We start from the raw sequence: 13,756 nt of genomic DNA, 5'->3' as shown, positions 1-13,756 counted from the left end.
CGGCGCGCAACGAGCGGCACGTTGAGCCGATGTCCTCCTGCGCTTAATCCATTGCGCTTAGCACGAACTGCAGTCTGTCGGCAGACCGGCGCGGAGTTCATGTTTCGGGTTCGGGCGCCGCCCACGCAAATCCGCACGCAGCATCAACGGGTCGGCTCAAGGGCCGGATCGAGATCGAACGAGTTGCACCGCATGTAGAGCGCAAGACCCAGAGGGGAGATGGTCCATGCCTGATGCACGAATCCATATCGTCACAGCCATGATTGCCACATTCGCAATCAGCTCGGCATATCCCATGACCTCGATGCAACAGCAGCAGGGCTCTGTGAGCGCGGCGCGCACCATGGTCCCGAAGAAGCAAGCCACGGCCCGCCCGGACAAGCCGGCGGCGCATCGGCTCGTGATCCAGGTCAACCAGAACGATTCCGCCGTGATGAATCTGGCGCTCAACAACGCAACCAACGTGCTCGACTACTACCGCAAGAAGGGCGAGGAAGCCGATGTCGAGATCGTGGCGTTTGGTCCCGGGCTGCACATGCTGCGCAAGGACACGACGCCGGTCGCCGATCGCATTCACGCCATGACCGAGCTCGCCTTCCCGAGCAAGATCCGCTTCGCCGCATGCGGCGTGACCAGGGAAGGGATGGAAAAGAAGGAAGGCAAGCCGCTGGAGCTGCTGCCGGAGGCGTCCATGGTGCCCTCGGGCGTCGTCCACATGATGGAGCTGCAGGAGAAGGGCTGGAGCTACGTCCGGCCATAGACATAGGAGGCCGCGATGATGCGCAAGCTGCTGTTCATACTGGCCTTGTCGCTGCTCGAGCTGCCTGCTTCCGCGCAAAATGCCAACAGGGCCGGTGCTGAAAAGCGGTCCGCTGAGCGTTCCGCACCCGCACCGGCGCGCGGGAGTCACGCCGCGCGCCCCGTTCAACCGCGAAGCGCGGAAGCGGAGGTGAGGGATCGCATCAACGCGGGCTCGGTCGGTCTCGCCGCCGGATTGCTGGAAGGCGCGCCGCTCCGCTTCGCCACCGAGATCTCGCGCGTCGTCAACGAGGGCGGAAAGGTGAACGTGCTTCCGATCGTGACGCGCGGACCGACCGAGAACGTCAACGATCTGCTCTATCTCAAGGGGGTCGACGTCGCGATCATCAACAGCGATTCGCTCGACGAGTACCGCGCTCAGGTGCCCGAGATCGGAAACCGTATCGTCCACGTGATGAACCTGTTTCCGTCGGAGCTGCACATCTTCGCGCGTCCGGAGATCAATTCGCTCGCCGATCTCGCGGGCAGGAAGGTGAACTTCAACACGCAGGGCACCGCCGCCGCCTATTCGGGGCCGCTCATTTTCAGCCGCCTCGGCATCGAGGTCGAGAAGACCTTCGTGCCTCACCCGCTTGCACTCGAGCAGATGCGCAAGGGCGAGATGGCGGCCGTGGTCTTCGTCACCTCCAAGCCGGTCGACGCATTCGTGAAGCGCAAATGGGACGAGGGATTCAAGTTCCTGCCGGTGCCGTTTGGTCCGGGATTGATCGACTATTACGTGCCCGCCTCGCTGACCTCGGCCGACTATCCGGCGCTCGTGCCGGCGGGCCAGACGGTCGAGACGATCGCGGTGCCGACGGTTCTGGTTGCGTATAACTGGACCCCAGGTTCGCCGCGCCATGACCGTGTGACGGCCTTCGTGAACGAACTGTTCGGCAGGCTCGACGAGCTGCGCGTGTCCGGCTTCGATCCGAAATGGAAGGATGCCGATCCCTCTGCCAGCGTTCCCGGATTGCAGCGCCTGAAGGCGGCCGAGAGCTGGCGGGATCCCCAGATGGCCAATCGGACGGCGCGTCCATGAGGCGGCTCGCCGCTCTCCTGTTCGCCATGATCGAGATCGCGGAAGCCCACGGTCAATCCGCGTCCAGCACCTTGAAGGGCCTCGACCAATGTTTCGCGCAGACACGCAACGCTGAAGCCGCCTGCGATCAGGCCGGCAGCGACACTGCGGCTCGGCTTGGCTGCAGGTTGAAGGCGCACAGTGCGGAGAAACAATGCCTCGATAATCTGTTCGCCAACAAGGACGAGGCCCGGCAGTCCGGCGATGTGCCTGCGAAGCCGCGCGCCCGCATGCCGCTCGCGCCGACCGCATCCGAGCCGCCGCCAGTGGCGGCACACCCCGATCGAGACGATCCGACCGCAGCACTTCCGGCCGCAAGAGGATGGCTGATCAGCGAGACCACGTCCCCGCGGGACTTCTCGCCGCTCTTCGTGGCCAAGCTGTATGCGCTTCCACCCATTGCTGCCGACGCGCCGCAGACGCTGGTCCTGCGCTGCCGGAACCAGCGGACCGAGATGTCCCTCGGCGCCAACGGCGTCTGGCGCGCCTCGCGCGGTGGTGACGTCGAGGTCGTGATGTCCTCCGATCTGCCGGCGGCAAGATCGCTACGCTGGCGGTTGGCGGTCGATGGCCGCACCGCCTCCGTGGCGGACGACCCGGTCGATCTGGTGCGCGCGCTCGACGGTGGGCGGATGTCGATCGCCGTGACCGACGGTGCGGGGCGCACCATCAGCGCAACCTTCGACCTCGCCGGCATCGACATCGTCCGCGCCAGGCTTGCGAATGCCTGCCGTTGGCCGAATGCGACGGTCGAATCGCGGGGGCGGTGACGGCATCCGGCTTACAGGGCTCGAACGTCTTCCGGGCGCATCGAACGCCTTTCGACGATTCGATCAATGCCCTTGGCGCCAAGGACGAGGCAGCCTTCAGAGCGACCACAGCGGCTAAACTTTGTTCACTTGTTGGTCGGAGACGAAGCAAGACGCATGGATGCTGATTGCCCGAGCATGCGTGTTGTCGTTTGGGTCATACCGGAATCCATGCACCATCATTCGCAGATTTGCAGCGATGACGCATCGCGCGACATCAAGCGTTCGTCATCCAGGGGCACTAAACTTGCTTTGATCAGCGGTCTGGTCGGCAGCGACTTATTGGCGCCGCGTTTTTGTTTCTGATCATCGAACAAAACATTCGGACCCGGCCTGTTGCCGGGCAAACGGAGGCATTGATGACAAACTCGGCACCTGTTTTCACCGCTGGCGGTGGCAGCGACGATGCGTTCACGCGCGTGTCGACCAGCGCAACCGGGGCGCAGGCGGATGGCGCGAGTGTCCAGGCCGTGTTCTCGCCCGACGGCACGAAAGTGGCGTTCGCATCCTATGCCGACAATCTGGTGCCCGGCGATACCAACGGTGCACCCGACGTCTTCGTGAAGGACCTTTCGACCGGGGCGATCACGCTCGTGTCGACCGATGCCAGCGGGGTTCAGCTGGGTGGCTACCAGCCGATTTTTTCGCCCGATGGCACCAAGTTGGCGTTCGCAACGGGCGCCGACATCTTCGTGAAGGACCTGGCCACCGGTGCCGTCACGCGCGTGTCGACCAGTGCCAGCGGGGAACAGGCGGACGGCATCCAGACCACCAATCCAATATTCTCGCCTGACGGCACCAAGGTTGCGTTCCTTTCCGATGCCGACAATCTCGTGCCGGATGATACCGACCACCTGCGCGACATCTTTATCAAGGACCTCACCACTGGCGCGATAACGCTCATAGCGCCCAATCCATACAATGGAGGACCCGGCAACGGCGGCGATGAGAATGGCTTTACCTTCCCCCCCTCGTTCTCGCCCGATGGCACCAAGATCGTGTTCGGGTCGAATACAGGATTTGGCGACACCACCGAGATCTACATCAAGGACCTTTCCACCGGGACCACGACACTGGTGTCGGTCAGCGCCAGCGGCGCTCGCGGGGATCACGGCAGCTTCGACCCGGTGTTCTCGCCAGACGGCACCAAGGTGGCGTTCTATACCTTTGCCGAAACTCTTGTGCCGGGTAGTAACAACAACCGAATCGGTAACATCGTCATTAAGGATCTGACCACAGGCGCGGTCACGCTGGTATCGACCGATGCCGACGGAGTCCCGCAGAACAACGGCGAAGCCCAGAAACCCGTATTCTCGCCTGATGGCACCAAGATTGCGTTCTATTCCAGTGCCACCAATCTCGTGCCGGGTGGCCATGGCGATCAGGTCATCTTTGTGAAGGACCTGGTCACCGGCGCCATCACGGCCGTCTCGACCAATGGGGGCCTGCCGTGGGAAATCGGAGGCGGCAGCCGGCTTCCCGTATTCTCGCCTGATGGCACCAAGGTGGCATTCGAGTCTTTAACCAGCATTCTGGTGCCGGGCGATACCAACAAAACCTACGACATCTTTGTGAGAGATCTTACTACGTCTTCCTTCACCGCAGCGAAGCTGACGGACAATGGCGCTGCCCATGTTTCGACATCGCAGGCGGGTTTCTTTGCCGGTACCGACAGGATCGCGGTGGCACCGCAAGACGGCAATCTCGGCACACTCACGGCCACCGCCGACGCTGCCGATGGCAAGGTGACGTGGACCTATGATGTCTCTCATGCCAACATCGCTCCGCTCGCGGCCGGACAGACCCATACCGACATCTTCATCTTGGCCCTCGGCGGCTTCTACGGGGCACAGAGCGTCACCGTGACGCTGACAGGAATCGATGATGCGCCCGTGATCAGCTCGGGCACGACGGCAAGCTTCGCGGAGAATGGCTCTGGTGTCGCCTACCACATCGCGGCGACCGATGTGGACAGTCCCGCGCTGACCTATTCGCTGTCCGGCACTGACGCGGCTCTGTTCGACGTGTCGGCGACGGGCGATGTGACGTTCAAGTCCGCGCCGGACTTCGAGGCGCCGCAAGACGCGAGCCACGACAACGTCTATGACGTCACCGTCGCGGTCAGCGACGGCACGGAAATCACGACAAAGAACGTCGCGATCACGGTCACTGACGTGAATGACACCAGCGGCGGCGGTAGCGTTCTGACTGTCACCGGCTCGACCGGCTTCACGTCGATTGACCGGGCCACGATCAATATCAGCGTGACCGGCAATTTGCACGAGACCGGCAGCGCCGGTATCATCAGCAACAGCACGATCAACAATCTCGGTTTACTGAGCGAAACCCAGGCGACGCTCGCCTTCGTGAACGATACGATCTTCGGCGGTTCCCTCGGTGCGATCGTCGCCAATGGCGGCACCATCACCTTCGACAACGTGCATCTGGACGGGACGTCGCTGGATGCGACATCAGGCGGACTCATCATATCCGTTGCAGGCAGCGCCAATAGCTTCAACAACGTGACGCTCAAGGCTGGCGCCGTGTTTGACGACAGTGCCGCAAGCGATCTGAATGTCAGCGGCACGCTGAACAACGGCGGTAAGATCGAGCTCTTCAATTTTGCGAAAGTCATCCTGACCGGCGACGCCACGGTCATCGGCAATGGCGAGATCAAGCTCGATCCGGGCTCCCTAATCCTGAACAGTGGTGCACATCACACGCTCGACCTTGAGGGCGGCACGATCGACGGCGCCGGCACGATCGGAAACGGAGATCACAGCCTCACTTTGGATATCGGCGTCTCCGGCACGCTCGAGGCGAACGGGTCCCAGCCGCTCAGCGTGAACACCGGCAATTCGGTCACCAGCAGCGGCCTGATCGAAGCCGTGCACGGCTCGCTCGATTTCGACGACGCCGTTTTCAACACCTTTGGAACGATCACCGCCGATCAGGGCGGCACGATTGATTTCGGGAGTGGCCTGACCAATGGCGGCATCGTCAATGTGCACGCCGGCGGCGAGGTGGATGTCTCGGGCAACCTCGTCAACAACGGCACTGTCCTGGATGGTGGCGTGCTCAAGGTCGATCATTTGAGCGGGGCTGGAGCCATCAACGTCAACAACGGGACATTGGTGGTCACCGGTAATCTGAGCACCAATGTCGTTCTGACGGGGACGGATACATTTGTCTTTGGCCCCAATGCAAAGCAGACATCCGGTGTCATCTCGAACTATACGCCGGGCACGACGCTGGTGCTGGATGGCTTCGACACCAAGGTGAACGCGGCCTTCGACGCTCAGACCAATATTTTGACGCTGACCGATGCGGATCATCATGCGATGACACTTCACCTCGCGCCCGGGTCCTTGATCCCGCAGGTCCACGGCGCGGCACCGGATTTTCTGGTCTAGCGAATTTCCACGGAACGCTCTGCCGAGCCCGCCATGTCCAGGCGGGCTGCGGCAAGACGCCGGGGAATTTGCCGCCCAAACATTCTAATATATTAGCTCCTGGCTCCCGGCACACGCGGCTCGCCCGGCTTAAGCTTCTCTCGCCCTGATGGGTGCGGTCCTCGTGTCGGGCAATGTTTGGATGAAGACCATGGACCAGCAGAAACTCGACCGTGCGATCGGTCGTCGCTTGAAGACGTTGAGGACGCAGGCGGGCATGACGTTGAATGAACTCGCAGGCCGCTCCGGTGTCAGCCGGGCCATGATCGGGCGGGTGGAGCGGGCGCAGAGCAGTGCGACGGCAGCGCTGCTCAACAAGCTCTGCGCGGCGCTCGACGTCACGCTCAGCGACGTCGTCGCGCTCGCCGAGAAGCCGCCGGAACGCCTGGTGCGGCTGGCGGACCAGCCGCACTGGCGCGACCCCGACAGCGGCTACCGCCGGCGTCATGCCTCGCCGCCGGATGCGGCCAGCGGCATCGAGATCATCGTCGTCGACCTGCCCGCCGGCGCGCGCGTCTCCTACAGCCCCTGGGGCCGTAACGCCTTCACCCAGCAGCTCCTGATGCTGGAGGGCGCGGTCTGCGTGCATATCGACGCCAAGACCGTGCGCCTGCGCGACGGCGACTGTCTCGACTTCGACGTGATGCGCGCGGTGACCTTCGAGAACGAGACCAGGCAGGACGCGCGCTACGTCATCATCACGCGGCGCGGCACCTCTTACGGGAAGATGTGATGCCGCTGATCGTGCGGGACGCCACGCTCGAGGATGCCGCCGACATCTTGGCCATCTACAATTACGCCGCGGTCAACACCACGGCGGTCTGGACCGACGGCCCGGCCGACCTCGCCTCGCGGCGCGCCTGGATGGGCGCGCGGCAACAGGCCGGCTATCCCGTGCTGGTCGCGATGAAGGGCAGGGACGTCGTCGGCTTCGCCTCGTTCGGCGATTTCCGCCCCTTTCCCGGCTATCGCCACACGGTGGAGAATTCGGTCTATGTCGGCGAGCGGCATCACCGGCTCGGCGTCGGCCGCTGCCTAATGGCGACGCTGATCGAGCGCGCCACCGCGCTCGACAAGCACGCCATGATCGCGGGCATCGAGGCCGCCAACGCCGCCTCGATCGCCTTGCATGCATCGCTCGGCTTCGCCGAGGTCGGACGCATGCCGGAGGTCGGCTGCAAGTTCGGCCGCTGGCTCGACCTCGTCTTCATGCAGAAGCAGCTTGCAAGCGGAGTGCGGCCGTGACGATGCAAATCCGCGCCGGCGACACCTTCGATCCCCGCGTCATCGCGCTGCTCGATCATCACGTCACGGCGGCTCGGGCGCAGACCGCGCCGGGCAGCGCGCATGCGCTCGATCTCGCAGGCCTTCGCGCCAGCGACGTCGCGTTCTGGACCGGCTGGGACGGCGAGACGCTGGTCGCCACCGGCGCGCTGAAGGCGCTCTCGGCCGGCCACGGCGAGGTGAAGTCGATGCACACGCTGCAGACCACGCGGCGGCGCGGCTATGGCGGCCAAATGCTCCGTCACATCATCACCAAGGCCCGCGCGCGCGGCCTGCAGCGGCTCAGCCTCGAGACCGGCTCATGGGATTATTTCAAGCCGGCGCATGCGCTCTACCAGGCGCACGGTTTTGTGCTCTGCGGCCCGTTCGAGGGTTATGCCGAAGATCCCAACAGCCTGTTCCTGACGCTGGATCTGACCGGCGGGTAGTTCCGGCCCGGCGCAACCGGGGGCCGAAAATGCCGACCTGCGCCTCCTGCCCCTCAAAATGAGTTGCGTACCTCAAAACACCTCTGCTAGCCTTCAGCCATGGCCGAGACGCTCACCACCGCCGCGCTCACGCTGAAGGACATCGCCCGCGAGGCCGGCGTCAGCCTCGCGACGGTCGATCGCGTGCTGCACAACCGGCCGGGCGTGCGGGCGGACACGGTCCGGCGCGTCCGGGAAGCGATCGAGCGCAATTCCTTTCAGCCGCATGTGGCGGCCGCGGAACTCGCCCGCGGCCGCGCCCGCCGCTTTGCTTTCGTGATGCCGTCGGGGCCGAACCCGTTCATGCAGCAGATCGAAGCCTATCTCGGCGAGATGTCAGGCTGGCTCTCGGCCCGTCGCCTCGGCGTCGAGATGATTGCCACCGACGTGTTCGACGCCTCCGTGCTGGCCGCCTCGCTGGAGGCGCTGTCCGGCGATTACGACGGTGTCGCCGTGGTCGCGCTGGATCATCCCACCGTCCGTGCCGCCATCAACGACCTCGTCGACGCCGGCACCAAGATCGTGACGTTGGTCTCGGACGTGCCGTCCTCGCGCCGCCACCATTATGTCGGCATCGACAACATCGCCGCGGGCCGCACCGCCGGCGCGCTGGTCGGGCGGCTGGTCGGCGGGCGCTCGGGCAAGGTCGCGATCGTCGCGGGATCGCAGGGCCTGCGCGACCACGCCGAGCGCATCTTCGGCTTCAACCAGGTGATGGCGAGTGAATTCCCTGGTCTCAGCGTGCTGCCGGTGCTGGAAGGGCGCGACGAGGACGCGCGCTCGGAGCAGCTGCTGGCACGGCTGCTGGGCAGGCATGCTGACATTGTCGGCCTATATAACGTCGGCGCCGGCACGCAGGGTGTCGCCCAAGCGTTGAACAACAAAGCGTTGAGCGAGGCCGGCCGCGACAAGGTCGTGTTTGTCGGGCACGACGTCACCGCGCTGACGCGCCGGCTGCTGCTCCAGGGCGTAATGGATGCCGCGATCTCGCAGAATCCGGGACATGAGGCGCGGGCCGCCGTGCGCGTGCTGCTCGCGCTCGCCCGCGGCGAGCCGATCCTGCGCGAGCAGGAGAAGATCAGGATCGACATCGTGATGCGGGACAATCTGCCCTAGCGGCAGCTGGATATGGAGACGGCCCGTTGCGGGGAAGGCGGCATCAAGCCCGCACACCGCGACAGACAAAAGGGAGGGTGGTGTGTATCTCGGACTGGACATCGGCACGTCCGGTGTGAAGGCGGTTCTCGTGAACGAAGCCGGCGCGGTGATCGCGACGGCGGCGCGCGAGCTCGCGCTGTCGCATCCGGCGCCGCTGTGGTCCGAGCAGGATCCCGACGCCTGGGTCGAGGGCGCGATCGGCGCGGTCGACGACCTCGCCGGCCGCCATCCGCGCGAGATCGCGCGGGTCGCCGGCATCGGCCTCTCAGGCCAGATGCATGGCGCGACGCTGCTCGGCGAGGACGGACGGCCGCTGCGTCCCGCGATCCTCTGGAACGACGGCCGTTCGCAGGCCGAATGCGCCATGCTGGAGCGGCGCTGTCCGTCGCTGCACGCCATCGCCGGCAATCTGGCGATGCCCGGCTTCACCGCGCCAAAGCTGTTTTGGGTCGCGCGCCATGAGCCGGAAATATTCAAGCGCGTCGCCAAGGTGCTGCTGCCGAAGGCCTATGTCCGCTACCGCCTGACCGGCGAGATGGTCGAGGACATGTCGGACGCATCAGGCACGCTGTGGCTCGATGTCGGCGAGCGCCGCTGGTCGGCCCTGCTGCTGCATGCGACCGGCCTCGATCTGCATCACATGCCGCGCCTCGTCGAAGGCAGCGCGGTCAGCGCGGTGCTTGCGCCGGAATACGCGCAGCGCTGGGGCATGGCGAAAGACGTCGTCGTCGCCGGCGGCGCCGGCGATAACGCGGCAAGTGCGATCGGGCTCGGCGCCATCGCACCGGGCGATGCGTTCCTGTCGCTCGGCACCTCCGGCGTCGTGTTCCGTGTCACCGATCGGTTCGCGCCGGCACCGGCGTCAGCCGTGCATGCCTTCTGCCACGCGCTGCCCGGCCTCTGGCACCAGATGGGCGTGATGCTGTCGGCCGCGGCCTCGCTCGCCTGGCTGTCCGACGTGATGGAGACGTCGGCAGCCGCGCTTCTCGCGCCGCTTGGGGAGCGCGTCGACGGGCCGAGCCCCATCAAATTCCTGCCTTATCTCGATGGCGAACGCACGCCGCACAACGATGCCGCCGCCAGCGGCGCCTTCGTCGGCCTGCGCGGTGCGACCGGCCGTAACCAGATCGTCCAGGCCGTACTCGAAGGCGTCGCTTTCGCCGCGCGCGACAATCTCGCGGCACTGAGTGCGGCGAGCGGACCGATCAGCGAAGTCGATCTCGTCGGCGGCGGCTCGCGTTCGCCATTGTGGGCCCAGATCTGCGCCGACGTGCTCGGCATTCCCGTCCACCGCGTCGAGGAGGGCGAGGTCGGGGCTGCGCTCGGCGCCGCACGGCTCGGCCGGCTCGCCGCGACCGGCGAAGATCCGGCCAAGATCTGCACCCGTCCGCGCCGGCTCGCGAGCTTCGCGCCCCGCGCATCCGTGACCGCCGCCTATGACGAAGTCTATCGTCGCTGGCGCGCGCTTTATCCCGCATTGAAGGAGATGTCTTAAGTGAACGCGCCAGCCAAATTCTTCGATGCAACGACGCCCGTCGCCTTCGCCGGCAAGGATGCGGCGAACACGCATGCCTTCCGCTGGTACGACAAGGACCGCCTCGTCCACGGCCGCAGGCTCGAGGATCACTTGCGCTTTGCGGTCTGCTATTGGCATTCGCTGTGCTGGCCGGGCGGCGATCCCTTCGGCGGCGAAACGTTCCTGCGGCCCTGGCACCACGGCACCGACGCGATGGCGATGGCCCGCGCCAAGGCCGATGTCGCCTTCGAGCTGTTCCGCCTGCTGGACGTGCCCTTCTTCACCTTCCACGACGTCGACGCGGCGCCGGAAGGGGATTCGCTCAGCGAATCCGTCGCCAATCTCAACGCGATTGCCGATCTGTTCGAACAGAAGATGGCCTCCGCAAAGGTCCGCCTGCTCTGGGGCACTGCCAATTTGTTCACGCATCGCCGCTACATGGCGGGCGCCGCGACCAACCCGGACCCCGACATCTTCACCTATGCCGCCGGCCAGGTCCGCGCCGCGCTCGAGGTGACGCACCGCCTCGGCGGCCAGAACTATGTGCTGTGGGGCGGGCGCGAGGGTTATGAGACGCTGCTCAACACCGATCTCAAGCGCGAGCTGGACCAGCTCGGCCGCTTCGTCTCGCTCGTGGTCGAGCACAAGCACAAGATCGGTTTCAAGGGCCCGATCCTGATCGAGCCGAAGCCGAAGGAGCCGACCAAGCATCAATACGACTTCGATGTCGCCACCTGCTACGGCTTCCTCGAACGCTACGACCTGCTCAAGGACGTCAAGCTCAACATCGAGCAGAACCACGCCATCCTCGCTGGCCACTCCTTCCATCACGAGGTCGCGCTGGCCGAGGCGCTCGGCGTGTTCGGCTCGCTCGACATCAACCGCGGCGACGATCTGCTCGGCTGGGACACCGACCAGTTCGCGATGAACGTCGGTGAGCTCGCGCTGGTGTTCCACGAGATCCTGAACCGCGGCGGCTTCACCTCGGGCGGGCTCAATTTCGACGCCAAGATCCGTCGCCAGTCGATCGACCCCGATGATCTCATCCATGCCCATGTCGGCTCGATGGATGCCTGCGCGCGCGCCTTCCTCGCCGCCGCCGATATGCTCGATGCCGGCGCGCTCACCACGCCGATCGCCACGCGCTACGACGGATGGGCCGGTCCTGAAGGCCGCGCCATTCTCGGCGGCCAGCGCTCCCTCGCCGATCTCGCCGACCGCGCGATGAGCCCCGGCTTCGATCCGCAGCCGCGCTCGGGCCGGCAGGAATATCTGGAATCCCTCGTCAACCGCTACGTCTGAGGAACGCCGCTGATGGCAAGCGCTGAAGCAACGCCGGTCCTCGAGCTCACCGGCATCGGCAAGGAGTTCGGCGCGATACGCGCGCTGCACGACGTCGACATGCAGGTCTTCCCGGGCGAGGTGGTCGGCCTGATGGGCGACAACGGCGCCGGCAAGTCGACGCTGGTCAAGATCATCGCCGGCAATTTCCGCCCCTCGCACGGCGAGATGCGCTTTGCCGGCAGCGCGGTCCATTTCAACCGGCCCGTCGACGCCCGTGCCGTCGGCATCGAGGTGGTCTACCAGGACCTCGCGCTATCGGACAATCTGACCGCCGCGGCCAACGTCTTTCTCGGCCGCGAGCTGAAGCGCAAGTTCGGCCCCATCGCGCTGCTCGACCACAAGGCAATGGCGGCGCGCGCGCTGGAATTGTTCGGCGAGCTGCGCTCGGAGACGCGGCCCGACGATCTCGTCAAGCAGATGTCGGGCGGCCAGCGCCAGGCCGTCGCGATCGCGCGGACACGGCTCTCCAATGCGCGGCTGGTGATGATGGACGAGCCGACCGCCGCGATCTCGGTCCGCCAGGTCGAGCAGGTGCTCGGCCTGATCCACCGGCTGAAGGAGCAGGGCGTCGCCGTGATGCTGATCTCGCATCGCATGCCCGACGTGTTCGCGGTGTGCGACCGCGTCATCGTCATGCGCCGCGGCGAGAAGCGGGCCGACAAGCCGATCCACGAGACCTCGCCGGAGGAAGTCACCGCTCTCATCACCGGCGCGAAGGAGGCGGCGTGATGGCCATGCCCATGGAATCCCCGATCAGCTTCACCAATGTCGGCAAGATCAGGTGGTGGCAGCGCGGCATCTTCGCCTCCCAGACCGGCTACGTCCTGCTGGCGCTGGCGGTGCTGCTGGTGATCATGCATTTCGCCAGCCCGTATTTCTTCACCCAAGGCAACATCCAGAACGTGGCGAAGAACTTCTCGTTCATCGCCATTGCCACGCTCGGCGTCACCTTCGTGATCATCATCGGCGGTATCGACCTCTCGGTCGGCTCGATGATGTGCTTCTCGGCCATGATCACCTCGATGGTGATGACCGAGCTGTCGACGCCGGGCGGGCTCGGCGCCTCGCTGTTCGTGCACATGGCGGCCGACGGCAAGACCGTGCTCGCCAACGTGCCCGGCCTGATCCTGCTGGTCTCGATCCTCGCCGGCCTCGGCGTCGCGCTGATCGCCGGCCTCGTCAACGGCTTCTGCATCGCCGTGCTCGGCCTGTCGCCCTTCGTCACCACGCTCGGCATGCTCTCGATCGTGCGCGGGCTCGGCTATGTCGTCTCCAATGGCCGCGGCAGTTTTCCGGGCGGGCCCGATGCCGATTATTTCTATGCGCTCACCTCCGGCGACGTGCTCGGCGTGCCCGCGCCTTTCATCTATCTCGTGATCCTCGCACTGACGATGGCCGTGGTGCTGCACCACACCTCGTTCGGCCGCCACGTCTTCGCGCTCGGCGGCAACGAGAAGGCGGCGGAGCTGACCGGCATCCCGGTGGTGCGGGTGAAGATCGAGGTCTATGTGATCTGCGCGCTCGCCGCGGGGCTCCAGGGCATCATCATCTCCGGCTGGCTCGGATCGGCGCCGGCCAACATGGCGACCTCCTACGAGCTCAACGTGATCGCGGCCGCCGTGATCGGCGGCGCCAATCTCGCCGGCGGCATCGGCGGCCCGCTCGGGGCCATCGTCGGCTGCGTGCTGCTGGAAGTGATCCGCAACGGCCTCGTGCTGGCGCAGGTCTCCTCCTACTGGCAGCAGACGCTGGTGGGCGTGATCATCATCCTGGCCGTGCTGGTCGATCGCATCCGCTCGCGGATGACCTGACGTGACGTCGCTTCGGGAAGGCAACGAAAATGCCGC

The 13,756-nt window shown here is 65.4% G+C and carries 12 protein-coding genes; all 12 read left to right on the top strand.

The window, feature by feature from the left end:
* Positions 1–226: 226 nt before the first annotated feature.
* The 12 genes from N2603_RS42460 (at position 227) to N2603_RS42405 (ending at position 13,720) form a co-directional block, all read left to right on the top strand.
* Positions 227–760 carry a DsrE family protein gene (locus N2603_RS42460; RefSeq protein ID WP_145831876.1) on the top strand — a complete coding sequence of 178 codons (534 nt, stop codon included), beginning with the start codon at positions 227–229 and terminating at the stop codon, positions 758–760.
* A 15-nt stretch (positions 761–775) separates the two neighbouring features.
* Positions 776–1,840, top strand: a complete 1,065-nt coding sequence (locus N2603_RS42455; RefSeq protein ID WP_260386870.1) for a TAXI family TRAP transporter solute-binding subunit — start codon at positions 776–778, stop codon at positions 1,838–1,840.
* Positions 1,837–2,649 carry a type VI secretion protein gene (locus tag N2603_RS42450; RefSeq protein WP_260386869.1) on the top strand — a complete coding sequence of 271 codons (813 nt, stop codon included), beginning with the start codon at positions 1,837–1,839 and terminating at the stop codon, positions 2,647–2,649. The genes N2603_RS42455 and N2603_RS42450 overlap by 4 nt, the downstream gene beginning before the upstream one ends.
* A 398-nt stretch (positions 2,650–3,047) precedes the next feature.
* A complete protein-coding gene (locus tag N2603_RS42445) occupies positions 3,048–6,101 on the top strand; it encodes a DPP IV N-terminal domain-containing protein (protein ID WP_260386868.1) in 3,054 nt (1,017 codons plus the stop codon).
* 190 nt (positions 6,102–6,291) lie between these two features.
* Complete coding sequence (locus tag N2603_RS42440) at positions 6,292–6,873, top strand: helix-turn-helix domain-containing protein (protein ID WP_183250497.1); 582 nt, start codon at positions 6,292–6,294, stop codon at positions 6,871–6,873.
* Positions 6,873–7,385, top strand: coding sequence for a GNAT family N-acetyltransferase (locus tag N2603_RS42435; protein ID WP_260386867.1), 513 nt, complete (start codon positions 6,873–6,875; stop codon positions 7,383–7,385). The genes N2603_RS42440 and N2603_RS42435 overlap by 1 nt, the downstream gene beginning before the upstream one ends.
* A 2-nt stretch (positions 7,386–7,387) precedes the next feature.
* The gene (locus tag N2603_RS42430) at positions 7,388–7,852 is read left to right on the top strand and encodes a GNAT family N-acetyltransferase (protein WP_260424412.1); all 465 of its coding nucleotides are present in this window, start codon (positions 7,388–7,390) and stop codon (positions 7,850–7,852) included.
* Positions 7,853–7,951: 99 nt separating this feature from the next.
* Positions 7,952–9,007 (top strand): LacI family DNA-binding transcriptional regulator, encoded by a 1,056-nt coding sequence (locus N2603_RS42425; RefSeq protein ID WP_260386866.1) that lies wholly within the window; start codon positions 7,952–7,954, stop codon positions 9,005–9,007.
* A gap of 82 nt (positions 9,008–9,089) precedes the next feature.
* Positions 9,090–10,544: a xylulokinase gene (gene xylB, locus N2603_RS42420; protein ID WP_260386865.1), complete on the top strand. Its 1,455-nt coding sequence runs from the start codon at positions 9,090–9,092 to the stop codon at positions 10,542–10,544.
* Entirely contained in the window at positions 10,545–11,867 is a 1,323-nt protein-coding gene (gene xylA, locus N2603_RS42415) for a xylose isomerase (RefSeq protein ID WP_260386864.1), read from the top strand.
* Between the two features lie 12 nt (positions 11,868–11,879).
* A complete protein-coding gene (locus N2603_RS42410; protein ID WP_260386863.1) occupies positions 11,880–12,638 on the top strand; it encodes an ATP-binding cassette domain-containing protein in 759 nt (252 codons plus the stop codon).
* Complete coding sequence (locus N2603_RS42405) at positions 12,638–13,720, top strand: ABC transporter permease (RefSeq protein WP_026312291.1); 1,083 nt, start codon at positions 12,638–12,640, stop codon at positions 13,718–13,720. The genes N2603_RS42410 and N2603_RS42405 overlap by 1 nt, the downstream gene beginning before the upstream one ends.
* The last annotated feature ends 36 nt before the right edge of the window (positions 13,721–13,756 follow it).

The sequence above is a fragment of the Bradyrhizobium huanghuaihaiense genome, assembly GCF_025200885.1.
In the GTDB taxonomy this organism is placed as follows: domain Bacteria; phylum Pseudomonadota; class Alphaproteobacteria; order Rhizobiales; family Xanthobacteraceae; genus Bradyrhizobium; species Bradyrhizobium huanghuaihaiense.
This window is presented reverse-complemented; position numbering and strand designations above follow the sequence as displayed.